Source organism: Luteolibacter rhizosphaerae, assembly GCF_025950095.1.
GTDB lineage: Bacteria > Verrucomicrobiota > Verrucomicrobiia > Verrucomicrobiales > Akkermansiaceae > Haloferula > Haloferula rhizosphaerae.
On record NZ_JAPDDR010000009.1, the window covers coordinates 1 to 23,948 of the forward strand.

Annotated in this window: 21 protein-coding genes; 12 read left to right on the forward strand and 9 right to left on the reverse strand. The window is 63.1% G+C overall.

The features are described from left to right. Positions 1-184, reverse strand: a 184-nt coding sequence (locus tag OJ996_RS17110) for a transposase (RefSeq protein ID WP_264513051.1), incomplete at its 3' end; no start/stop codon positions are given. Between the two features lie 260 nt (positions 185-444). Here OJ996_RS17110 and OJ996_RS17115 point away from each other — a divergent pair. Both OJ996_RS17115 and OJ996_RS17120 read left to right on the forward strand, forming a co-directional pair. Then, entirely contained in the window at positions 445-1,650 is a 1,206-nt protein-coding gene (locus OJ996_RS17115; protein WP_264514855.1) for an MFS transporter, read from the forward strand. 79 nt (positions 1,651-1,729) lie between these two features. After that, the gene (locus OJ996_RS17120) at positions 1,730-3,370 is read left to right on the forward strand and encodes a bifunctional protein-serine/threonine kinase/phosphatase (RefSeq protein ID WP_264514856.1); all 1,641 of its coding nucleotides are present in this window, start codon (positions 1,730-1,732) and stop codon (positions 3,368-3,370) included. 2 nt (positions 3,371-3,372) lie between these two features. Here the strand turns inward: OJ996_RS17120 and OJ996_RS17125 are convergent, their stop codons facing one another. After that, positions 3,373-4,512: an MFS transporter gene (locus OJ996_RS17125; protein WP_264514857.1), complete on the reverse strand. Its 1,140-nt coding sequence runs from the start codon at positions 4,510-4,512 to the stop codon at positions 3,373-3,375. A 14-nt stretch (positions 4,513-4,526) separates the two neighbouring features. Beyond that, positions 4,527-5,078 (reverse strand): TetR/AcrR family transcriptional regulator, encoded by a 552-nt coding sequence (locus tag OJ996_RS17130; RefSeq protein ID WP_264514858.1) that lies wholly within the window; start codon positions 5,076-5,078, stop codon positions 4,527-4,529. Positions 5,079-5,336: 258 nt separating this feature from the next. Between OJ996_RS17130 and OJ996_RS17135 the strand changes: the two genes are divergently transcribed. From OJ996_RS17135 to OJ996_RS17165, 7 genes are all read left to right on the forward strand, one after another. Beyond that, the gene (locus OJ996_RS17135) at positions 5,337-6,623 is read left to right on the forward strand and encodes a CmpA/NrtA family ABC transporter substrate-binding protein (RefSeq protein WP_264514859.1); all 1,287 of its coding nucleotides are present in this window, start codon (positions 5,337-5,339) and stop codon (positions 6,621-6,623) included. Between the two features lie 79 nt (positions 6,624-6,702). Next, positions 6,703-7,587 (forward strand): nitrate ABC transporter permease, encoded by an 885-nt coding sequence (gene ntrB / locus OJ996_RS17140; protein WP_264514860.1) that lies wholly within the window; start codon positions 6,703-6,705, stop codon positions 7,585-7,587. A gap of 21 nt (positions 7,588-7,608) precedes the next feature. After that, the gene (locus OJ996_RS17145) at positions 7,609-8,538 is read left to right on the forward strand and encodes an ABC transporter ATP-binding protein (RefSeq protein WP_264514862.1); all 930 of its coding nucleotides are present in this window, start codon (positions 7,609-7,611) and stop codon (positions 8,536-8,538) included. Positions 8,539-8,574: 36 nt separating this feature from the next. After that, entirely contained in the window at positions 8,575-9,444 is an 870-nt protein-coding gene (locus OJ996_RS17150) for an ABC transporter ATP-binding protein (RefSeq protein WP_264514863.1), read from the forward strand. 136 nt (positions 9,445-9,580) lie between these two features. Beyond that, entirely contained in the window at positions 9,581-11,344 is a 1,764-nt protein-coding gene (locus OJ996_RS17155) for a NirA family protein (protein WP_264514864.1), read from the forward strand. 42 nt (positions 11,345-11,386) lie between these two features. Next, entirely contained in the window at positions 11,387-12,985 is a 1,599-nt protein-coding gene (locus OJ996_RS17160) for a DmsC/YnfH family molybdoenzyme membrane anchor subunit (RefSeq protein WP_264514866.1), read from the forward strand. Positions 12,986-13,054: 69 nt separating this feature from the next. Then, entirely contained in the window at positions 13,055-14,671 is a 1,617-nt protein-coding gene (locus OJ996_RS17165) for a S8 family peptidase (protein WP_264514867.1), read from the forward strand. An 11-nt stretch (positions 14,672-14,682) separates the two neighbouring features. On the opposite strand, the gene OJ996_RS17170 is transcribed toward OJ996_RS17165, so the two are convergent. Continuing rightward, a complete protein-coding gene (locus tag OJ996_RS17170) occupies positions 14,683-15,651 on the reverse strand; it encodes a glycosyl hydrolase family 18 protein (protein WP_264514868.1) in 969 nt (322 codons plus the stop codon). A 66-nt stretch (positions 15,652-15,717) separates the two neighbouring features. Here OJ996_RS17170 and OJ996_RS17175 point away from each other — a divergent pair, with 66 nt between their 5' ends. Beyond that, positions 15,718-16,992 (forward strand): putative sensor domain DACNV-containing protein, encoded by a 1,275-nt coding sequence (locus OJ996_RS17175; protein WP_264514869.1) that lies wholly within the window; start codon positions 15,718-15,720, stop codon positions 16,990-16,992. Positions 16,993-17,026: 34 nt separating this feature from the next. Here the strand turns inward: OJ996_RS17175 and OJ996_RS17180 are convergent, their stop codons facing one another. The 3 genes from OJ996_RS17180 to OJ996_RS17190 are packed head-to-tail and all read right to left on the reverse strand — an operon-like array spanning position 17,027 to position 18,939. After that, positions 17,027-17,980 (reverse strand): S1C family serine protease, encoded by a 954-nt coding sequence (locus tag OJ996_RS17180; RefSeq protein WP_264514870.1) that lies wholly within the window; start codon positions 17,978-17,980, stop codon positions 17,027-17,029. Between the two features lie 21 nt (positions 17,981-18,001). Then, positions 18,002-18,454 (reverse strand): hypothetical protein, encoded by a 453-nt coding sequence (locus tag OJ996_RS17185; protein WP_264514871.1) that lies wholly within the window; start codon positions 18,452-18,454, stop codon positions 18,002-18,004. Then, on the reverse strand, positions 18,451-18,939 hold the full coding sequence (locus tag OJ996_RS17190; RefSeq protein WP_264514872.1) for an RNA polymerase sigma factor: 489 nt from the start codon (positions 18,937-18,939) through the stop codon (positions 18,451-18,453). Before OJ996_RS17190 ends, OJ996_RS17185 begins: the two co-directional genes overlap by 4 nt. Before the next feature lie 97 nt (positions 18,940-19,036). Between OJ996_RS17190 and OJ996_RS17195 the strand changes: the two genes are divergently transcribed. After that, complete coding sequence (locus tag OJ996_RS17195; RefSeq protein ID WP_264514873.1) at positions 19,037-20,326, forward strand: cellulase family glycosylhydrolase; 1,290 nt, start codon at positions 19,037-19,039, stop codon at positions 20,324-20,326. On the opposite strand, the gene OJ996_RS17200 is transcribed toward OJ996_RS17195, so the two are convergent. Beyond that, positions 20,327-21,070, reverse strand: a complete 744-nt coding sequence (locus OJ996_RS17200) for a dienelactone hydrolase family protein (RefSeq protein WP_264514874.1) — start codon at positions 21,068-21,070, stop codon at positions 20,327-20,329. A gap of 255 nt (positions 21,071-21,325) precedes the next feature. Here OJ996_RS17200 and OJ996_RS17205 point away from each other — a divergent pair, with 255 nt between their 5' ends. Further along, positions 21,326-22,693, forward strand: a complete 1,368-nt coding sequence (locus OJ996_RS17205) for a basic secretory protein-like protein (RefSeq protein WP_264514875.1) — start codon at positions 21,326-21,328, stop codon at positions 22,691-22,693. Between the two features lie 86 nt (positions 22,694-22,779). On the opposite strand, the gene OJ996_RS17210 is transcribed toward OJ996_RS17205, so the two are convergent. Next, entirely contained in the window at positions 22,780-23,889 is a 1,110-nt protein-coding gene (locus OJ996_RS17210; protein WP_264514876.1) for a nucleoid-associated protein, read from the reverse strand. Positions 23,890-23,948: the final 59 nt, after the last annotated feature.

A 23,948-nucleotide genomic window follows, 5' to 3' on the forward strand; every position in this document is an offset into this window, starting at 1 on the left:
CGCCGCTGCCGAAGAGGCGCTTCCAGTCGCGGAGATTCCACTGCGAGATGCCCAGTTCGCGGGCGAGCTGGGTGGCACTGCGGCCGGTCTCGAGCAAGGCGACGGCGTCGCGCTTGAATTGTTCGTCATATTGCCTGCGCTTGGCCGGATTGGAGATGGGGCGCAGCGGATCTTTCGGATTCATCGGTTCTGGGAAGTTACCCTACTTCCCGTGTCCTCACTTTCGAGGAAAGATCAACCCCGGGCTTTCTCCTTGCCGCCCCTTCGGGGCTCTGGAGACCGTGGAGGTATGCCGCCCGCAAGGGGATCCTGAACCAGGCGGACCTTTGGACCTTTGGGCAATGTCGATGAGATGAACTCATGGCAGGCATGACACTTCCATGAGAATTCCACATTCATCGGCGTGGTAATGGCCCGCCCGTTGCTCTTTCGGGACAACGTCCGATGAAACTCAGCGACCTCAAGTCCTCCGGCCACTGGCCGACCCTGCTTACCGCGTTCCTCTACTTCGATTTTTCCTTCATGGTGTGGACGCTTCTGGGGGCCTTGGCGCCGCAGATCGCGGAGACTCTGAAGCTGAGCCCGGGGCAGAAGGGCATCATGGTGGCGGTGCCGATCCTGGGAGGAGCGATCCTGCGGCTGGCGCTCGGTCTATTGGTGGACCGGATCGGAGCGAAGACCACGGGGATCGTGGCGCAGTTGCTGGTGATGGGCTCGCTGGCCTGCGGCTGGATCTTCGGACTGAAGGATTTCCAAGCGACTCTCATCTTCGGGTTCACGCTCGGCATAGCCGGGGCATCCTTCGCGGTGGCGCTGCCGCAGGCGGGCCGCTGGTATCCGCCGAACATGCAGGGCGTAGTATTGGGACTGGCCGGTGCGGGTAACGTGGGCGTGGTGCTCGATAGCCTGATCGCGCCGCGACTCGCCGCGGTCTACGGCTGGCAGGCGGTCTTCGGCTTCGCGCTGATTCCCGCGATCCTGACCTTTGCAGCCTACACGATCTTCTCGAAGGACGCGCCGGGAGCGGTGGTGAAGAAGAAGCTCTCCGACTATGTGCGGCTGCTGAAGGAAAAGGATGCGCATTGGTTTTGCTTTTACTACACCGTTTCCTTCGGCGGTTTCGTGGGTCTGGCGAGCTACTACAACCTCTACTTCCGCTCCGAGTTCGGGCTGTCCGCAGTGAAGGCCGGCGACTTCGCGGCGATCTGCACCTGCGTGGGTGCGCTGGCACGCCCGATCGGCGGAGCGATCTCCGACCGGATCGGAGGCATTCGCACGATGCTGGTTCTCTATAGCTGCGCCGGTGCACTGCTGCTCATTGCGGCAGGGATCCACTCCTTCTGGCTGAACGTGGGGCTCTTCCTTGGCGTGAGTGCGGCACTCGGGATGTGCAACGGCTCGATCTTCCAACTGCTGCCGCAACGCTTCGGCAAGGACATGGGCGTGATGACCGGCTTGGTCGGGTGCGGCGGCGGCATCGGCGGCTTCTACCTCGCCAGCTCGCTGGGGCTGGCCAAGCAGACATTCGGCTCCTGCGCACTCGGATTCATCGCCTTCTCGGTGCTCTGCTTCATCGCGGTTTCCGGCCTGGCGATGGTGAAGACCCGCTGGCGGACGACCTGGGGTGCGATGGCGGATGCGCGGATCTAATCGAGAATGACGAATGTCGAATTTCCGAATGACGAATGGCTTGTGTAGATGAGGGGGTGAGGCTGGCGTGCCATCGGCTATGAAGATTCGTACCTCGTCCCACTGCCTGCCACGGGATGACGACGGGCGGCCGTCATCGGATGCCGTATCGATCACCCAATGGGACGGCGGATTCATCGCAGCGCTGGCGGATGGCGCTGGCACGGCTGCCGCGGCGCGGGAAGCGGCCGAGCATGCCGTGACGATGATCGGCACGCACTACCGAAGTCACCCGCTGGGATGGACACCGGGCAAGGCCTTGCGCGAGACAGTGCGGATGATCAACCGCGGGCTCTGGAATGAATCGCTCGCGCGCTTCGCCCGCACCGAAATGGTCTGCACGCTGGCAGTGGCCCTTTATGACGAGGGGATTCTCACTCATCTCGGCATCGGCGACTCGCGGATCTATCTCCTGCGTGCAGGCGAGCTCCAGCAACTCACGACCGATGACATCGATCCGCTGCAGACCAACCGCCTGACCAAGGCGCTGGGTGCCGGAGAAAGCTTGAGCGCCACGAGCTTCAAGATGTCATTGGAGGCCGGGGACACGCTCTTCCTGTGCTCCGACGGGATCCACCATCATCTGCCGGACGATGCGATCTACGAGGCCTTGGCGAGCGGCACCAGCGCGCGGCATCTGGCAAAGCAGGCGCGCGATGCCTCACCGGAAGAAACGCGCGACGACTGCGCAGCGATCCGGATCGATATCGATTCGCTGGAATGGACCGCGCGGCGTGAGGATCACCAACTGCCCGTGCCCGAGAAGCTGGCGGCGGGGCAAAAGCATGATGGCTGGAGCTTGATCCGCTCCTTCGGCGCGAATGACCGCTGCTGGCTGGCGGAGCGCGAAGGCTGCCGGCAGGTGATGAAGTTCGCACCGCTGGAAGCGATCGACCAAGCCGCGATGGTGGAGGCGTTCCTGAAGGAGACATGGAATGCGATCCGGTTCTCCGAGGAGGCCCCCTTCGTGAAGGCATGGGAGAATCCGGCGCGATCCTCCCTCTATTATAATATGGAGTTCGTCGATGCCCCGGGCTTGGCGAACCTGCTGAAGCAGCGTCGGCTCCAGGTGGATGAGACCGTGCAACTCGGCCACTTCCTGGCTGGAACCGGGATCCGGCTGCTGCGCCACGATCTCCTGCACGGCGACATCAAGCCGGAGAATATCCTGATCGGCTCCGCGTATGACTCGGTGTTCTTCAAGCTGATCGACCTGGGATCAAGCTGCGAGGTCTTCTCCCGCAACTCGCGGGCGGGCACGGCGAGCTATCTGGCACCGGAGCGCTTCAAGAACGCGCCGATCAGCGAGCGGACCGAGGTCTTCTCCATCGGGGTGACGCTCTACGAGGCCGTGGCGGGGCAGTTGCCTTTCGGACAGATCGAGCGCTTCCAGACGCCGAACTTCCGCGACCCGAAGCCGCCCGGCACCCACAATCCGCTGGTGCCGCCGTGGCTGGATGCGGTGATTCTGCGGGCTTGTGCGATCGATCCTGAAGAGCGCTACTCGCACTTCAGCGAGCTGCTCTTCGACCTGGCGAATCCCCAAAAGGTGAGACCTTGGCACCCGGCGAAAGCACCCTTGATCGAGAGACATCCGGTGCTGTTCTGGAAGTGCGCGGCAATTTTCCTCGCCATTCTCGCGGTGGTGCTGGCGATCCGATTGGGGTCGGCAAGCAAGTGATATCAATTCGCTCCCGAAGCGACCCGCGAGAACTTCGCGACGGCGAGGACCATGATCGCCAAGAGGAGGAAGGCTCCGCCGAGGCTGAGGTACTTCGCGATGAAGCCGATGGCAGCCGGTCCGGCGAGGATGCCTGCATAGCCGGTGATGCTGATCGCCGAGATGGCGAGATCGACCGGCATCACTTTCTGGCGTCCAGCTGAACTAAAAAGCACCGGTACCAGATTCGCGGCACCGAAGCCGATCAAGAGGAAGCCCGCGATGGCGAGCCAGGTCCACGGTGCGGTCACGACCAGAGCAAGGCCAGCCGAGGCGAGTAGCGAGCCGAGCAAGAGCACCCGTCTACCGCCCCAGCGCGCGGTCACGCGGTCGCCGGTGAAGCGCGTCAAGGTCATGGCCAGCGAGAAGAGCACGAAGCCGACCCCGGAATTCGCCTCTGCCACGCCGCGGCTTTCCTTCAGGATCACCGCGCTCCAGTCGAGCAGCGCTCCTTCAATCAGGAAGACGATGAAAGTGAGCGTGCCGATAAGAAGGACGATTCCCCGCGGCCTCACGAAGAAGGGAGAATCGCTCGCCGAACGAACCTCGAGCAGTCGCGGAACGGAGATGAACACGCAGATCAGAAGGAAGACGGTGATGCTAATCGTGGCGGCCAGCGGGCTCATGCCTGCGGATAACATCCCGGTGACAAGCGCCGATCCCGCGAGGCCGCCCAAGCTATAGCAGCCGTGGAAGTTCGACATGAGCGGGACGCCCGCGCGCTGCTCGACTTCGATGCCGTGGATATTCGCCGCCACATCCACCGCTCCCAGAAAGGCGCCGAAGAAGAAGAGGGCGGTCGCGAGTTGCCACTGGGTGGCGGCCATGGCGAGGAAGGGCAGGACACAGGCGATGCCGACGGAAGCGACGGCGATCACCACGCGGCTGCCGATCTTGCCCGCGAGGCCTCCCGCGAGTGGCATGGCCACTACGGATCCGGTGCCGAGGAACAGTAGCAGCATACCGAGCTGCGCTTCATCCAAGCCGATCTGTTGCTTCGCGAAGGGAACCAAGGGTGCCCAGCAGGCGATGCCCACGCCGGGGATGAGAAAGGAGAGCCGGGTCGCAAAGCGGGTCGCGGGTTGCGGCGGGACGGCTGCCATGGGTGGATTGGGATTCATGCGGCGGGCAGCAAGCGGCAGAAGGCGGCCTCCAACTCGAGGCGGTCCATCGGCTCATCCTCGAGCAGGGTGTGAAGCAGAAGCCCCTCGATCAGCGCATCGACGACCCGTGCGGTGGCTTCATCGAGATGGCGGGCGAGCGAGCCGCGACTGTTCCGCAGCCAGCGGTTCATGAGGGTGCGGAGCCGCGGGTTCCGCACGGAGCCCAGATAGAGCTCGTAGGCGAGGGTCAGTTGCTTGCCCGAGGCGAGATAGGCACCCACCTCCGCGGCAAGGACGGCGGGAAGCTCACGGGGAGAAGAGATCGAAGCGAGCGCTTGCTCGAAGTGATCGGAACACTCGCCGACATAACGCTCGAAGGCTGCCATCGCGAGATCGTCGAGGCTGGCGAACTGATAAGTGATGGAACCCAAAGGGACATCCGCAGCGGAGGCGACCTTGCGATGGCTCAAGCCGGCGAGCCCGTCCTGCACGATCACCTCCATGGCCGTGGCGACGATGCGACCGCGGCGACCGGGTTCGTGTCTGCGTTGTCGCTCGGCGGGCATCTTTAGGAACAGGTGTTCCTAAAGAACTCCCCTGTCAAGGCCTACCGATGATGAAGGCGGAATTCGGGCCATCCTGTCGCATTCATGCGTTCGGCGCATGGAGTCGAATCCACCCGATGAAACGCCTGAATTTGAAGGGCCTGATTATGAGAGAACCTCAGTGGGGACATGAGATTTCGCCTCATTCCATCGATCCGGCGGTTGGCACGCTGGCGCGATGAAAGCTGTTCCAAGGGCGATCCACATCGATATCGCGCCATGAACGAAAACCACTCCCTTTCCCGCCGCGGCTTCCTGACGCGGACCACCAAAGCTTCCGCCCTCGGCTTGCTGGCATCCGGTCTGCCATCGGGTTGGGCCGGTGCGCAGAGCGCCTCGGATGCGCCGGAAACCGCGAACGTCAACTTCGGCATCATCGCGCTGACGGATTGCTCGCCGATCGTGATCGCGCACGAGAAAGGGCTCTTCAAGAAGTACGGGATCAACTCGACGGTGACGAAGGGTGCGAGCTGGGCGGCGATCCGCGACTCGCTGGCGAACGGCGACATCCAGGCGACGCACATGCTGATCGGCATGCCGATCGCCTCGACCATGGGTCTGGGCGGTGCGCCGAAGGTGCCAATGGTGATCCCGTGGCTGCTGAACCGCAACGGACAGTCGATCAGCCTCGCGAAATCCCTCAAAGGAAAAGTGGGCGCGGACCCGAAGGCGTTGAAGCCGCTCGTGGATGCCGCGAAAGCGGCAGGGCATCCGATGACCTTCGCGATGACCTTCCCGCCGGGAACGCACGCGATGTGGATCCGCTACTGGTTAGCCGCCGGTGGCATCAATCCCGGCGACGCCGCGGGTGCGGGTGCGGACATTTCCCTGATCACCATTCCGCCGCCGCAGATGGTAGCCAACATGCAGGTGGGCAAGATGGACGGTTTCTGCGTGGGCGAGCCATGGAACGCGAAGACGATCGCGGACGACATCGGCTTCACCGCGATCAACTCGCAGGGTATCTGGAAAGACCACCCGGAGAAGGTCTGCGCCTTTACCGAGGAGTTCGCGAACAAGAACCCGAAGACCGTGAAGGCGGTGCTGAAGGCCCTGCATGAAGCGAGCGTGTGGCTCGACAAGATGGAGAACCGTACCGAGCAGGCGAAGATCGTGAGCGCTCCGACTTACATCAACTGCCCGCCAGAATCGATCCTGCAGCGGCTGCAGGGCAAGTATGACATGGGCGACGGACGGAAGTTCCGCGATCCGGATTACATGATCTTCAGCGACCGGAACTGCAACTTCCCGCAGCCGAAGTACTGCAAGTGGTGGCTGACGCAGCTCCGCCGCTGGGGCTTCACCCAGGGCGCGCCGGACTACGAGGGCGTAACCAAGCAGGTGATGCGCACCGACTTCTACGAAGAGGCGATGAAGGAGATCGGTTATACGCACGACGGCATGAACGATGCTCCGGAGTCCTTCTTCGACGGTTCCAAGTTCGATCCGAAGGGCGACATGGAAGCCTATGCCGCCTCCTTCGACGTGAAGACCCTGAAGGGCTGATTTTCCTGGTTGTACATCGGTTCCCCGCGGGTGGCTGCCATCCGGTCGCCCGCGGGTTTTCTCCAACAAGACCCGCACCATGAAATTTTTCCATTCGCTCAAGCTCGACATTCTCCTGCTGCCGCTGGTCGGCATCCTGCTCTGCCTCGGCGGCTGGGCGATCATAGCCGGCAAGTCCACCACCACCCAAACGGTCGATGACTGGGGTGATCCGGTGACGAAGGTCGAGCGCCATGGCATTTCAAAGAATCTCCCCTCGCCCTCCGAGACATGGACGGCGAGCAAGCCCTACATCGCGGAGCCGCTGGCCAAGCGCGGCGAGCTGGACCAGGGGATCCTGCGCTTCGCGTGGCTGTCGCTGAAGCTGGTGGCGCAGGGTTACTTCATCGCGCTGCTGATCGGCACGCCGATCGGTTTCCTGCTGGGGCTATCGAAGAACTTCACCAAGGCCTTCGACCCGATTATCCAGATCCTGCGGCCGGTCTCGCCGCTGGCGTGGCTGCCCTTGGGCATGGTGCTCTTCAGCGGCTTGAAGGTAATGGATGCGAGTGGCCGGGTGAGCTTCGGCACCTCGGATGCGGCGGCGCTCTTCACTATCGCGATTTGTGCGATGTGGCCCACGGTGCTGAATACGGCGGTGGGGGTCCGCGCGGTGCCGCAGGATTACCTGAATGTGGCGAAGGTACTGAAGCTCTCGAAGACGAAGACGCTGTTCAAGGTGCTCATCCCCTCGGCGCTGCCGTATATGTTCACGGGCTTCCGGCTTTCGCTGGGGATCGCGTGGTTGGTGATCGTGGCGGTGGAGATGCTGATCGGCAAGCCCGGGGTCGGAGGATTCCTGTGGCAGCAGTACAACGCGAACAGCTTCGCCCATATCATCCTCTCGATCCTGACGATCGGCGTGATCGGCTACGTGCTGGACCGCATGATGAGCCTGGTGGAAGGGCGCTTCCGCACGGCCTGAGAACCCCGAGCCTAACAGAACATGCCACCGATCCTTGAAATCAATTCGGCCGCGAAGGGCTTCGGCCGCGGCCGCGATCGCAGCGAGGTGCTGCGCGAGCTGAACCTGAGCGTGGAGGAAGGCGACTTCGTCTCGATCATCGGCTACTCCGGCACCGGCAAGAGCACGCTGATCAACCTGATCGCGGGACTGCTGAAGCCGGACAGCGGCAGCGTGAAGATGGATGGCGCGGAGATCAAAGGTCCCGGGCCGGAGCGCGGCATCGTGTTCCAGAACTACTCGTTGCTGCCGTGGCTGACCGTGACGGAGAACGTGCGGCTGGCGGTCGATCAGATTTACCCGCAACTGAGCGAGAATGAGTGGGCGGAGCATGCGGCACGATACATCGACATGGTGAAGCTCACGCCAGCATCCGGGAAGTTGCCGCGGGAACTCTCGGGCGGGATGCGGCAGCGGGTCTCGGTGGCGCGGACGCTTGCGGCGAATCCGCGGATCCTGTTGCTGGACGAACCGCTCTCCGCGCTGGACGCGCTGACACGGGCGACGCTGCAGGACGAGATTGCGGACATCTGGCAGCAGAACCGGACCACGGTGATCTGGATCACGAACGATCCGGACGAGGCGCTGCTGGTGGCGGACCGGGTGATCCCGCTGCTGCCGGGCCGCGAGGGAGCGACGCTGGGGGATGAGATCCGTGTGGATCTGGCCCGGCCGCGCGATCGCAAGCAAGTGCTCACGACACCGGAATTCAAGGACCTGAAGCTGCGTCTGGTGAATACCTTGCTCGGCGCGAAGAAGGACAGCACTCCCCTGCTGACCAAGAAACTATCGGCGCCGGACATCCTGCCGGAGGATCTCGGCAAGAAGCGGGACTTCTCGATCTTCGATCGTCCTGCACCGCGCCGCCGCTCACAGCTCCAACGCGAGGAACTCCAGATCGAGGCATCCTAAGTGCTTTCCCTTTCTCATCCCCAAACCCCGAATCGCATGTCCGCTCCCGTTCTCGAACTCTTCAAGCTCTCCAAGGCCTACCCGACCCCGAAGGGGCCGGCCGTCATCGTGAAGGAGTTCAACCTGAACCTCGCTCCCGGTGAATTCGTCACGCTAATCGGCCACTCCGGTTGCGGCAAATCGACGGTGCTCTCGATGGTGGCGGGGCTCACTGATGCCACCGATGGCGCGATGATCCTTTCCGGCCGGGAGACGAACGTGGCCGGACCGGATCGCGGCGTGGTCTTCCAATCGCCCTGCCTGCTGCCGTGGATGACGGCCTTCGAGAACGTGATGCTGGGGGTGGATCAGGTCTATTTCACCGCGCCCAAGGCAGAACGGCGCGAGCTGGCCGAGTATTACCTCTCGGTGGTCGGTTTGGGCAACGCGATGCACAAGTATCCCGGCGAGCTCTCCCAGGGGATGCGGCAACGGGTCGGCATCGCGCGGGCCTTCGCGCTCCAGCCGAAGATGCTGCTCCTCGACGAGCCCTTCGGGATGCTCGACGCGCTGACCAAAATGGAGCTGCAAGAGGTGCTCCTGGAATTGTGGCGGCGCAACAAGCTGACCACCTTGATGGTCACCCATGATGTGGACGAGGCGATCTTCCTCTCCGACCGGGTGGTGATGATGACCGACGGCCCGGAAGCCGAGGTCGGCGACATCCTCACTATCCCCTTCGAGCGACCGCGCAATCGGGCGGCCGTGCTGGCGGATCCGCGGTATCAGGAGATTCGGAATCACCTGCTGACCTTCCTGAACGAGCGCTCGCACATCCGACCGAGCCGGATCACCCCGCCGACCATGGAGTCCGTGACGGTTCCGGAAAGGAGCCCGGTACCCGGCGGGGCGGTCTCGACGCACTAATCCACCTCATCCTGAGTGGATTACATCATGCATGACGTCCGTTCATGGATTCGGTGACCAAGTTGCGCCAAAGTCCTGCGCGAAGACAGGGTCCTAGCATGGCCAGTGCTTATTTCAGGGCAGAAAGGACACTGCCATGGTCAACCTCAGCGACTCAGGATTCACTCCCGAACAAAGCTCCTACCTCTCCGGTTTCGTCTCCGGCATCTTGCAGGGACGCGAACTGCCCTTCCTCGGTCAAGACGGCGAGCGCCGCTTCACCCATGAACCGGAACAAAGCGTCCACGGCACACCGATCGACGACTTGTGCAAGGAAGAGCGGATCAAGCACGAGCAGCACGGACTGGATTGCTACGACGCCATTCTGGCCAATGCCGCGAGCGGGGAGTTCCCGAAGGACGGAGACGTCTTCCGCTACAAGTTTCACGGTCTCTTCTTCGTCTCCCCGGCTCAGGAGAGCCTGATGCTGCGCTGCCGGATCGCCGGGGGCGCGCTCAGCAGCCAGCAGTTCCGGGGACTCGCCGTGGTGGCTGAGAAATGGGGCCCGGGGCATGTGGACTTGACGACCCGTGCCAACGTGCAGGTGCGCGAAATCATGCCGGAGAATGCGCCGGACGTGCTGATGACCCTGAGCGAGATCGGCCTCACCTCGCAGGGCTCCGGTGCGGACAACATCCGGAACATCACGGCCACGCCGACGACCGGCTTCGATCCGGACGAACTGATCGACGTGATGCCCTACGCCCGGGCGATGCATCACTACATTCTCAAGAACCGCGACCTCTACGGCCTGCCGCGGAAGTTCAACATTTCCTACGACTCCGGCGGTAGCGTCTCGGTCTGCGCCGATACCAACGACATCGGCTTCTACGCCGTGAAGGTGGGCGAGAACGAGCAAGGGCTGAAGCCCGGCGTCTACTTCCGCATGCAGCTCTGCGGCATCACCGGCCACCAGCAGTTCGCGACCGACTGCGGGGTGCTCTTGACGCCTGCGGAAACCGTGTCGGTGGCTGCCGCCCTGATCCGCGTCTTCATCGAGAACGGTGACCGCACCAACCGCAAGCGCGCCCGCCTGAAGTATCTGGTCGATGACTGGGGCTTCGAGAAGACGCTGGAGGAAACCCAGAAGAAGCTGGCCTTCCCGCTGCGCTACTTCCCGCTGGAATCCTGCGAGCCCTCCGCGCCGAAGGCGAAGCAGGGTTACCTGGGCATCCACCAGCAGAACGATGGCAAGCACTACATCGGCGTGCTCACGCCGGTGGGCAGAATCTCGGTGCCGCAAATGCTGGCGCTGGCGGATGTGGCCGACGAGTTCGGCTGCGGGGAGATCCGCCTGACCGTGTGGCAGAACCTGATCATCCCCGGCATCCCCGAGGAGAAGTTGCAGGCGGCGATCACCGCGATCCAAGCGACGGGTCTCGACCACCGCAACAACACCATCACGGGCGGCCTGATCGCCTGCACTGGGAGCCGCGGCTGCAAGTATGCCGCGGCAGATACCAAGGGCAATGCGGTGGAGCTTGGCGCGCACCTCGCCTCGAAGATGATTCTCGACCAACCGGTGAACATCCACCTCACCGGCTGCCACCACTCCTGCGCCCAGCACTACATCGGTGACATCGGCATGATGGGCACCCGCGTGAAGGAAGAGGACGGCTCCACGGTGGATGGCTATAACATCGTGCTCGGCGGCGGAGTGGATGACCAGCAGGCGATCGCCCGCGAGGTCTGGAAGTCGGTCCGCGCCGACGAGATCGGTCCCTTTGTCGAGCAACTCCTCTGCGCCTACTTGGCCCGGCGCGAGGAGAGCGAGTCCTTCGCCGCCTTCAGCCGCCGCCTGTCCGTGCCGGAACTGCAAGCACTCGCCGACACCGATGCGGCCGCGACCGCTGCCGCCTGATCCATCCAAGCCGCTACCGTTTCAACCACGATCCCCTGCCCCGTGCCTGCCACGCTCCAACGTCTGCCTGCGATCCCGACTGCTACGAAGTCGGCCGGCGCCTCGGCGGAAGTCCGGACCCTGATCGACGTCCTCATCGCCGAGCAGAAGCAACTGCAGACACCGATCGCCCGTTACTCGGACTACCATGATCGCGAGCCGGATCTGGCACCGCACTACCGCACGCTGATTCCCCTGAGCAAGCCGGGCGATGGCGAGCAATATGCCTTCGAGGTTTCACTGGACCGCTGCACCGGCTGCAAGGCCTGCGTCTCGGCCTGCCATTCGCTGAACGGCCTCGACGATGAAGAAGCTTGGCGCGACACCGGCGTGATCCGCGGCGGGCGCGACACCCCGGGCTGGCAACAGACGATCACCACCGCCTGCCACCACTGCGCCGATCCCGGCTGCATGAACGGCTGCCCGGTGGGAGCCTATGAGAAGGATGCCGACACGGGAATCGTGCGGCACCTCGACGACCAATGCATCGGCTGCTCCTACTGCATTCTTAAGTGCCCCTTCGACGTGCCGAAGTACTCGAAGAAGCGGGGCATCGTCCGCAAATGTGACATGTGCCACCAGCGGCTGGCCGAAGGTGAGGCACCGGCCTGCGTGCAGGCTTGCCCGACCGAGGCGATCCGCATTGTGAAGGTAGCGAGGAGCATGGAGCAAGGAGCTGAGGGCAAGAGAAAGGCTCCTTCATTTCTTCCCGGCGCACCGGATCCCTCGATCACGCTGCCTACGACCCGCTATGTGGGCCGGGACATTCCGGAGAGCGCGGTGTCCGGCGACCGCGAGTCGCTGGTGCCGCAGCATGCGCACTGGCCGCTGGTATTGATGCTGGCGCTGACTCAGGCGGGAGTCGGTCTGCTTGCGGGTGCGCAGGGACACGAGGTGCTGACCATCCTCGCCACGTTGATCTTCTTCGCGGGCATGGGCGCCTCGGTGCTGCACCTCGGCCACCCTTTGAAGGCATGGCGTTTCTTCCTGGGGCTGCGCACCTCCTGGCTGTCGCGGGAGATCCTGGCCTTTTCGCTCTTCGCACCGATCCCGCCGCTGCTCGCGGCGTTGCCCTACCTGCCCGAGTTTCCCTTCAAGGCGCTGATCGCATCCGCGGCAAGCTACTCGGTCATTCCGCTGGGTCTGATCGCGATCTTCACCAGCGTGATGATCTACCACGACACCCATCGTACCTCGTGGCGCTTCCCGCTCACGGCAGCACGTTTCTTCGGGAATGCAGCGTCCTTCGGCGCACTCGCTTTCCTGATCGCGAGGCCTTCCCCGCTGGCCACCCTCATCTTCACGGCCGTGGTGATCGGCAAGATGATCCCGGAATTGAGAATCATCCGGCTCTCCGACGACCGGAACGCGGACTGGACACCTGACATCCACACCGCCCGGCTCCAGCGCGGTCCGCTGGGGACCGTAATGGACGGACGCTTCCAGATCGCCTTGATCGCGATCGCCCTGAGCTTGGTGAATCCTTGGCTTTCGCTTCCGCTCCTCCTCGTCTCCGAACTGCTCGAGCGCCAGCTATTCTTCCAATCGGTTTATGCCCCGAAGATGCCGGGGAACTTCGGACCGGCGCGGGCGGCCCACTGATTTTTCGGCGGCAACTTTTGCTTCCGACGGCGATTACTCCGATGTGATCCTCGCCAACCGGAAATGCTGATGACGCCGCGGCTGCGACGATTCCTACCTGCCATCCTCGTTCTTCTTCTCGGGCTGACCGCCTTCTGGTTCGCCCGCAGCACGGTGGCATTGCCGCGTGTGGCAGGTCCGGCCAAGGCAAAGCCCGGTCTGCCGCCTCTGCCGAAAGAGGAAGTCCGGCTACCGGTGGAGCGGGCGACGGTCTCACCGGCTCAGGAAGAACTGGAGATCGAGATCTACTCCAGCTACCGCGAGGGCGAGCTGGTCATGAGGTTGCCGAGCTTGGAGAGCTACACGGAGTTTCTGGAGGCAGCAAGGCAGCACGAGGTGGAGATCACCGAACGGGCCGACCGGCTTCGGGCCCTGCGAGTCGCTTGGAAGACGGACGAGGACAAGGCGAAGTGGACCGAGGTGATCGGCGATCGTTCGCTCTCGGTGAACAAGGGGATCGCGACTACAGCACCGATACCAAAGGCCGGTGGCGGCATCGGCAAACGCGAAGCACTGTCTTTCGGAGATCAACTGCTGCCTTGGCTCGGGGTGAGCGGTGACAACTCGCGCTGGGGCTATGGCGTGAAGGTGGCGGTGCTCGATTCCGGGATCATCCCCCACCCCGGTCTGCCCTCCATTTCCCGGTCGGTGGAGATCCTGCCTTTCGGCCCGGACCCATCCGCCACCTTCTTCCACGGCACCGCGGTGGCCTCGTTGATCGCGGGGCATAGCCGCATGGCACGCGGGATCGCTCCCGCAGTGGAGCTCATCTCGATCCGGGTGATCGACGATGCGGGCAAGAGCGACGCGCTTTCGATCTCCTCGGGTTTGCTGGCCGCCTTGGATCATGGCGCAGAAATCATCAATCTCTCGCTCGGCTGTCCCGAGGACCTGCCGATCATCCGCGATGCCATCCGGATGGTGATCGATGCGGGGATCGTGGTGGTGGCGAGTTCCGGCAACGAAGGGCTCCGCGAACCGCGCTACCCCGCGGCCTATGACGGCGTGATCGCCGTGGGTGCCATCGAAGCGGGAGCGGAACGCATGGCCTTCTCCAATCTCGGCAGCAGCCTGGGCATCACCGCGCCGGGCTATGGCGTGAATGCGGCCGAACCGGGGGGAGGCTACATCTCCTTCGGCGGGACTTCCGCCAGCGCGCCGATCGTTTGCGGAGCCATCGCGGCGACGATGGCCGATGGTTCGGGACACCGCATCCCCGCGCCCGAGGCCGCGAGGATCGTGCTGGCCAATGCGGATGACGAAGGCGCAGCGGGTGCAGACACCGAGTACGGCTCCGGCGTGCTCAATCTGGACCGGGTGATGAACCGCGGTCAGCGGGGAAGGTACGATGCCGCAATCATCAGCCAAACGCTTCTGCCTGACGATGGCGGCATCCTGGTCAGCATCCAGAACCGCGGCACCGAGATCCTAGTGAACAGTTTGTTAGAAGTCAGCACGCCCGCCGGGACCACCAAGATCAACGCGACGACGATCGCACCGGGAGCGGTCCAATCCTTCACCGTGCCCTACCGCCAGAACCTGCCGGGCTTTCCCGTGCAGATTCGCTCCAAGGTAAGCCTAGGAGGCAATGCGGTGGATCTTACTCCCGAGAACAACGTGCGGGACGGAAACGTCGCAGGGATCTGAGGGCGGGGCGCTTACTTGCGCGGGGGATTCAATACGCCATTCACCGCCCGCAGGAGCGACTTCTCTCCGGGCACGTCCTGATTGAGCGACCAGATCATCACGCCGCCGAAGTCATCTTCCATGACCAGCTTGGACTTCGCCTGGATGGTGGGGATGCTGTTGTGCCAGATGGTTTCCCCGACTTGATCGAGCTTGTCGCCATCCGGATGCAAGGCGAGCACGTCGGCATAGGCATAGCCTCCCTGGCGGAAGGCAGGACCGAAGCCGTAGCCATAAAAGGGCAGGCCGAGGATCGCTTTCTCCTTCGGCACGCCACGACCGGTCCAGTACTTAAGCGAGGACTGAGCAAACTCGAGCGAGGAGTGCTGGCCGTGCCGGTCCGGATCCCAAGAGCCGGTGGCGTCGTAGGCCATGATGTTGAGGAAATCGAGATGCGCAAGGGTCGCATCCGGCACGCGGTCGCCGCCGTAGCCCTTCGAGAGCGCGGCGGTGAGCAACAGCTTCTTCGCCTTCACCAACGAAGCCAACTCGTCCATGAAGCCGCTATAGTTCGCAGTAATCGAAGGGCCTTCGATATCCACGTCGATGCCGTCGAAGCGATGCTTCTCCAGATAGGCGACAAGCTTTTCCGCGAACTGCTTGCGGAGTTCGGGCCCCATCAGCTTCTCGTAACGCGCCTTCAGTTCCTCGTTCCCGGAAGCCGCGCCACCGCCGATCGAAACGAGGATCTTCACCTTCGCGGCCTTGGCGCGCTTGATCAGCTCCGCATTCCGGGAGTTGAAGGACATCTCCCCGGTATCGTCCACGGGGTTCTCGAACGCGATATTCAGGTGGGTAACCTTGTCATACTCGATCCCCTTCGAGAACTCGGCGAGGTTGATCCAGTTCGGGACGTAGGCCACGACCTTCTTGCGCTCGGCGAAGGCGGAGGGGCTAAGCGCGAGGAGGAGAGCCAGGGCGGAGAGGATGGACCGTTTCATGGGTTCGGAGAAAGGCGGCTTGTGGAACGCGCCGCCACCTTCCTATCTATCGTCACCGCATCGACGATGTCAGACCTTTCCTCAACTCCGCTCGATCTCGCCGGCATGGTGGGCCGTCTCCAATGCCTGCTGGCCGATCACACCGCCGGCCCCAGCGAGACGGAACTGCGTGAGGCCTGCAACGCCCTTTACTCCGCCAGCCTGCTGAAGGAGGAAGGCCGGGCCGTGCGTGCCCGCGTGATCATCGCCCCTCCGGATGCCTTCGCGAGTTCCGGGGGTCCGCCGGACGGCACTCATGCGATGCGTTTCACCGCCTCCCATCCCTTCACGGCAAACGAGATCAAGCGCCTGAGCCCGGCCGCGAGCTTCTTCCACTCCGCGGTGGCGATCTGGCCGGTGAAGGGCCGCGGCTTCCGGATCTGGGGCATCCTGAATACAGGCCCGCGCTGGATGAACCTGGTAGCAGGCGGACGCAAGCCTGCGGGCGACGGAATCCCCCACCCCATCATCCACGTCCGCGATCCCGGCTGGCTGCTCTTCTACCACAACTACCAGTTGATCGGGGAATGGCGAGGACGCGAATTTCACGGACCGCGGCTGGATGTCTTCCAATCCCGCCTGCTGAACGAGCGCTTCGCCCACCTACGGCTCGGAATGGTTCACCAGCTCTCGGACGGCTGCCTGCCACCGAATCTGAGCGAGGCCGACTACGCGGATCTGGCGCATCTGGTCTCGCTGCAATTCGTGAAGCGCGTGATCAACCTGGTCCGCAGCAGCGGCCACGGTGGCAGCGTGGTCTTCCTGCCCGAAGGTGAGGAAGGCATCGAAGCCGCGACGCGCTGGATCGACTGCAAGTATACCTCCGAACAGGATGACGCCGGGATGCGCTTCCCGCACCTGATGAAGTCCATCATCCGACGGATCGGCATGCTTTGCCCGGAAGGCTGCAATCTCGAAACCGCTTGGAACATCTTCCGCAACAGCCACGATCCCGAGCTGGATCGCTTGGAAGAGGCCTTCTTCGAGCTGGCCCGCTTCTTCTCCGACCTGATGCAGGTGGACGGGGCGATGGTGGTGGACCAACGGGTCTGCGTGATCGGCTTCGGCGGCGAGATCCGGGTGGACCGGAACGTCTTCCAAGTGAGCCAGGCGCACGACCTGAACGGGAGCGAGCTGAGCGACTGGAACGTGCAGGCGGATGGCACCCGCCACCGCGCCGTCTATCGCCTCTGCTCGGTGGAGCCGAAGGTAATCGGCTTCGTGATTTCCCAAGACAGCCAAGTCCGCATGATCGCGAACGTGGATGACTCGGTGGTCTTCTGGATGCACTCGGTGGTCTGAGGCGGGAGAGCTTCTCCCGCCTCTCACCGCTGGCTCACTTCTTTTCGTCGAGGCGCTTGAGCACCTCGTCGAGCTTGCGGCGGATCTCATCGATCTCCGCCTTCTGGTCCTGCTGGGTCGCGTCGATGACGGCCTTCCTTTGTTCCTGACTCAGGACATCGGCGGCCTTGCGGGACTCGGCGATAGCACCGAGAAGTGCCGAACGCTGGGCCTCGGCGGCACCTTCGCTCGCGCGGACGGCCTCGACCGCCTTCGCCTTGGCGACTTCAAGCTCCGCCTCGGCCTGCTTCATCGCGGCCCCGGGGGGCAGATTGAACCTCCGGACGAAGGTGCGCAGCGGTGCATTGGTTTCCCCGGCGATGAGCACGTCCTTGTCCATGAAGATCCCTCCGCCCACGGTGTTCTCCGGGGCCTTGACCTCGCGGACTCCGAGGACCACATCGAGCTCCTTGAGCTCGCCCTTGCGAAGGAAGGAAAGCTTCACGCTATCCCCCTCCTTACGGTTCGCGACCAGCACCGAGAGCTGCCGGGGATGAATCAGGATCTGATCGTCGAGCTTGGTGAGCACATCGTTCTGCTCCAAGCCCGCCTTGGCGGCCGGGCCCTCGGGCACGATGCCTTCCACGATCAGGCCGGTATCCCGGGGGATCGGCAGATGGGCCGCCAACTCGCGCGGCGGTGGCGAAGCGGAGACGCCCAGGAAGGTCACGGGGCCGCTGCGCTGCAGTTCATCGGTGAAGCCCTGCGTCTTCTGGAAAGTCCACTTCAGGGGTTCGGCCAACTCCCCCTCCCGGAGCGTGGCCACATCGGCGATCATGCCCAAGTTGGACATCGCATCATCGGAGCGGATCTCCATCACCGCGACTGCGGGATCCCCCGGGGCGGGAGGCGGGAGCGGAGCTGGTGGCACTCCCGGAATCCCTTCCTGAGCCGACGCGTATCCCGGCAGGGATGCCAGAAGGCACAACATCATGTATCTCGTTTTCATCGTATCGTATCGGTTGATCATTCAGTAGACCGGCATGGAAACCGGCAGGATTTCTTCCCGCACACGCCCCTCCGCCACGGGCTCGCCGCCATCGGAGGGGCGGTAAATGATCTCATCGATCCAGCGGGTGCGGATCAGGCGAAGGGGCATCTCGTCCTCGCCTTGGATCACGCCCAGATCCGCCACCTCCATGAGGTGCTGGAGGCTGCCGACCGGCTCGAGAGGCGCAGGCTCCGGGGCCGGACCGGTCTCGTGAGTCAGCTCCGGGGCCGGACTGGCGACGGCCGGCTCCTGTGGCACGAGAGCGAAGGCCAAGGCGGCAGCGGCGGCGAAGGGCAGAGCGAGGTAGACGATATTCTTCCCCCGCGAGCGCTTTGGTCGGGCCGCCCGCAGGCGCGCCATGAGGGCCGGATCCGGAGCAGCGGGACTCAGGCGAGCCAGCAGGGCTTCGATTTCTTCATCCGAGGGATTCATATGAGCGTGAGGCTGAGAGTTTGGCGCAGGGCATCGAGCGCCAGGCGGTAGCGGGAGGCGGCCGTGCCCTGCGGGATATCCAGGGCTGCCGCGACTTCGGCGAAAGTGAGCCCGCCCCAGAATTTCAGGGTTAGGACCTGACGTTGTGGTTCGGGAAGACGCTTGATCTCCTTTTCGAGTTGGGCCGCCAGTTCCGCATCCGCGAGTGAACTGGCGAAGAACTCCTCCGGCTCGGTGGCGCGTTCGCGGACGAGCCGGCGGCTGGTGCGGCGGGCGAGATCGATGGCCCGGCGGTGGATGGTGGCGTAGACGAGCGCGATATCCGGGCGGCCACCAGCCCGTTTCCACGACTCCACTAAGGCGTCCTGCAGGACATCCTCCGCATCCTGACCGCAGCGCGTCTGCTGGCGGGCGAAGAGGAGAAAGCGCCCCGCATGCTCGGCGAGCCATTCATTCCAGTCCTGTTCCGTGTCGCGGGTTGCCATGGGGGAGACGGGGTCTCATTCCTGACAGCGCCACGTGGGTGATGTTTTATCACCGGAGCTTGAAGAAAGGCGCCGGGGATGCGCCGTATGGGTGGCGATGCGCTGCGTCCCCATCCTTCTCGCCCTCACCACGAGCCCTCTGGCCGCCGAGCCTCGCCCACTGATGCGGGACTTCATCGGCATCAACGGACACACCGTGCAGTTCAAGCCGGAGCTCTATCAACCGGTGGGACGGCTGGTGCGGGATTACCATCCGGTGGAATGGGATCTGGGGAAGGAGACCGCGGTGCTGCCGGAGTTTCCCTTCGCGAAGAACCGGGTCGACTGGAGCGGAGTCTACGGCGGCTGGCAAAAGCAGGGCTGGGCGACGAATGCCTGCCTGATGTTCGAGTCGATCCAGCAAGGTGACTGGAAGGATCTTGAAGCGGATGCGCGGCGCTACGGAGAGGCGTTCGCGAAGGAGTTCGGGCCATCCGGCAGCCGCAAGCTGGTGGAGTCGATCGAGATCGGCAACGAGCCGGGCAAGTGGAGCGATGCCGACTACTCCCGCATGCTGAAGTCGATGGCCGAAGGAGTGCGTAAGGGCGACCCTAAGCTGAAGATCGCGACCTGCAATCTCACCGCCGGGAAGAGCGGTGACTATGAGAAGAGCGTGGCCTGCCTGGAGGGGCTTACCCCGCTGGTCGATGTGCTCACCATTCACAGTTATGCACAGCTCGAGAATTGGCCGACCTGGAAGCGGAGCTATCCGGAAGATCCGGCGCTACCAACCTACCTCAAGAGCATCGAAGACCTCTGCAAGTGGCGCGACCAGCATGCGAAGGGCAAGCCGGTGTGGATCACGGAATTCGGCTACGACAGCACGACCAAGCCGCAAGAGACTAGCGGTGACTTCGCGAAGTGGGTGGGCGTGACCGACGAGCAGCAGGCCCAATGGATCGTGCGATCACTGCTGGTCTTCTCTGCCATGCCGGTGGAGCGGGCCTACATCTACTTCTTCAACGATGACGACAAGGCGAGCCTGCATGCGAGCTCCGGGCTGACACGGAACTTCCAGCCGAAGCCTTCGTTTCACGCAGTGGGACACTTGCAAAAGACCTTAGGCGAATACCGCTTCAGCCGCATCGTGAAGAACGAAGCGGGGAAGATTCGCATTCACGAATATGAACACGGCAGCACGAAGAAGAAGCTTTGGGCCGTGTGGAAGCCGACGGGAGATAATACCGCCGAAGAGGTGACCCTCGACCGGCTGCCGGGGAAACTAACAGGAGCCACGAAGATCACGCTCAAGGAGACAGCCGAAAGTTTCGCGATGCCGGTGCAGCCGACGCCGAAATCGGCCAAGCTGGTGATCGGTGGTAGCCCGGTGTTCTTGAGCTTCGAGTGATCAGGCCCGGAGCGACTCTCCGAGGAATCTTGTGAGGATTGCCATGCAGACCCGTGCCAAGGCGGGGTTGTAGCGCGGGCCTTCGTCGCGGAGGAAGGCGTGGGCGGCGTTGAATTCGTGCCACTCGAAGCTGAGGCCCGACTCTTCCAGTGTGCGGTGGATGAGCTCCCTGCCATCCTTCGGGATGTGCGGGTCCAGTCGCCCCCAGACGAAGAGGAGGGAAGCATCCATTTCCGCGATGCGCTTGAGGGTATCGTCGGACTTGCCCGCGCCGAGCGTGGCGGAGTGGACATCGGTGGGATAGAAGGCCGCGACCGCGGAGATGCCTGCATGATATCCGGCACGCAGGGCGAGATGGCCGCCGAGGCAGACGCCGTAGCTGGCGATCTTGCCTGTGCAATCGGGGTGTGCCGAAAGCCATTTCACCAGCACGTCGACGTCCTCGTCGTAGGAGGCGAGTTCCTTGGTGTATTTCAGCTCGTTGCCGCGGTCGGAGCCGGCTTGGTCGTAGGCGAGGACCGTACCCAGCGGTTCGAATTCGTGATACACCTCCGGCACCGCGACCAGATAGCCTTCGCCGGCCAAGGCCGCCGCCATCCGCCGGATCGGCCCGGTGACTTGGAAGATCTCCGAATAGAAGATCACGGCGGGGACCTTGGCTTCCCCCGTGGGAGAAAAGGTGTGAACCCGCATCGTCCCGCGGGTGGTTTCCAGATCGGCGAAGGATTCCGTCAGGGTGGCCATGCGCGGAGCTTAAGATTCCGGGCCCGGGTGGAGAGCAGAATCCGCCGGACAATTGCGTCATGACGGCACTCCTTGCAGGTTTATCGGAGCATCCCTGCGCCGTTGGGCCTGTTGGACTCAAGAAGCCTCCTCCTGAGCATTTCCATAGGGCCCGGGCCCAAACGAAAGTTGGACCCCGGACCGCTTTCGCGCTGTCATCGCGTCTGAAAACCGCGGCGAGATACTAAACCGCGAACCCAAGCCGACGTTGATAGCATGCACCCGTCCTCGATTGTCCCCCTGCTGATAGGCGCCATCTCTCTGACGCTTTCTCCGGTCTTATCCGCCGCCGCGAACGTGGTGAAGGCGCAGGGCAGCGCCGAGCAAGGTTTCAAACTCGATCCGATCGCGCCACCCGCCATCAATGATGCGGCGGCCAAGGCGGTCTTCACCTTGGTCGATGGCGCGAAGGACGAAGCCAGCGGCGAACTCTCCGTGCTGAACGACGGCAAGGTGCCGACCGGCGCAAGCCAGCCGGCCTCGAATTTCATCTTCGATCTCGGCACCCCGGGCGGACGCATCGCCGCTGATCTGGGCGAACTGGTGCCGGTGAAGTCCGTAGTGACCTACTCTTGGCATGGGGGTATTTGCGGCCCGCAGGTTTACAAGCTCTATGCGGCCAACGGGCGCAGCAAGGATTTCGATCCCGCCCCGAAGCGCGGGGTCGATCCGACCAAGTTCGGCTGGGTGCTGCTCGCGAACGTGGACACCCGCCCGGAGAAGGGCGAGGTGGGAGGCCAGCACGCCGCGGAAATCAACAACAAGGGCTCGCGCTCTCTCGGCGATTACCGCTACCTGCTTTTCGATGTCGAGCGGCCCTCCGAAAGCGGCCCGAAGGCGAACACGTTCTTCAGCGAGATCGACGTGATCAGCGCACGTGGACCCGAGATCGAGCGTCTTAACCCCGAGGCGAAGATCGTCCGCGAATACAAGTCCAAGGATGGAAAGTATCGCTACATCATCATCTCCACCGAAGCTCCCGATCTGACGGAGTGGAGCGAGAAGGAACTCGTGCCGGTGATTCTGGAATGGTATCCGAAACTGGTCGAACTCCTGCCGAGCAAGGGCTATCGCGCCCCGGATGTGGTCACCTTCGAGTACAAGCGCGGGATCGGTCCGCCAGCTTACGCTGCCGGTAACCGCATCACAATGAAGACAGAATTCTATCAGGACCAGCTCACCGGCGAGGCGAAGGGCTGCACGGTTCACGAGATGGGTCACGTGGTGCAGAACTACTGGCGCGCCAACCAAACCAACCGCAAGCCGAAGGAAACCCCTGGCTGGGTCACGGAAGGAATCTGCGATTACATCCGCTGGTTCCTTTTCGAGCCCAAGAGCCGGGGTGCCGGCCTAGGCAAGGACCGCGCGGACAGCGCGAAATACAGCGACAGCTACCGCGTCACCGGCAACTTTATCGACTGGGTCGTCACCGAGAAGGACGAGGGCCTGCTCCAGAAGCTCAACGCCGTCGCCCGCGAAGGCGACTACGAGGAGAAGCTCTGGAAGGAGTGGACCGGCAAGACGCTCGAAGAGCTCGGCGAGGAGTGGAAGACCGCCATCAAGAGAGGCAAGCGCGAGCAGTAAGCCGCTGCCCCTCAACCAAAAATCACAAAGCCAAGCTGCCCTGTACAGCTTGGCTTTTTCATTTCCAGAGCAAGAGAGCGGATCTCTTACATCTCGCCGTTGAAGTAGACCTTGATGAACTTCATCCCCTTGTCCTCGTCGAAGCCGCGTTCCAGCACTTCTTCCGGCTGATCGACGAAGCCCGGTTTCACGTGGATCTCCACGCCGGTGTCCAGCTTCAACACGGTGCTGATCTTCTTCTTCGCCTTGCTCACATCCTTCTTGGAGATCTCGAAGGAATCGTCGAAGCGCTGGCCCTGCTCTTCCTCCACCTTCTCCTTATGCTTGCGAAACTTTTCCACCGCTTCGGGCGTGCGTAGCACCTGCTCCTCAAACTCCTGCAGGCTGAACTGTTCCTTTTCCTCGAAGTAGGTGATGGCATCCTTGGCCGCGGAGGCGGTTTCCCACGGTGGGGTATCGTCTTCCGGAGCTTCCTGCTCTTCGGTCTTCTGCTCCTTCTTGAGCTGCTTCTTCGCCTTCTCCTCTTCCTTGGCGAAGGCCACGGCCATGTTCGTGAACTTGTTCGTGAGGAAGGGGCTGTCCGTCACCGCCACCACCCCCAGGAAGTCGCGCACCCAGAAGCGTGAATCGCTGCCGGAGCGATCGAAGGTCAACACGTGGTAACCCTTGTGCGGATGGAAGTTCAGGATCAGGCAGCCCTTGTCGATCTTCTCCGGGTTGATCCCCTGCTCCGTGTGAAGATGCAGGTCGCCATCCTTGGTCGAGATACTGAGGAAAGGCACCACGCTCTCGGACTTCAGGATGCAGAGGCCGTTGACCAGCTCGCCGTTCACCTCGATGCCTTCCACGAAAGCGATGCAAAGATCCCCCGACTTGATGTTGGGATGGTTCGACTTTGAGTAGAGCCGCTTCGCGATATCGCAGCCTTTCTCCAACAGCCCCTCCGGGGACTCGAAGATCGCCTTCGAACAGGCGTTCATCTCGTGCTGGTCCAGCGAGGAGTGGTGGTGGAAGCGGTAGCCGGCCAGATTCTTGAAGGCCTTGAGAAAGAGAGCGGTGAGCGCGCTCTGATCCTCTTCCGCCACCTCGAACACCTGCTTCGAGGTCTGCAGGGGTTCATCGCGCTGCGGGTGGCCCACTTTGGCGAGGACGAGACGGGTGACGGCGGCGGACGTGAAGCGGATCTTGGCGGACATGCGGGGGCGGGGACGCTAGGGAGCCCGCGTTCCCCGTGCAAGACCGGTTGAAAGATTTG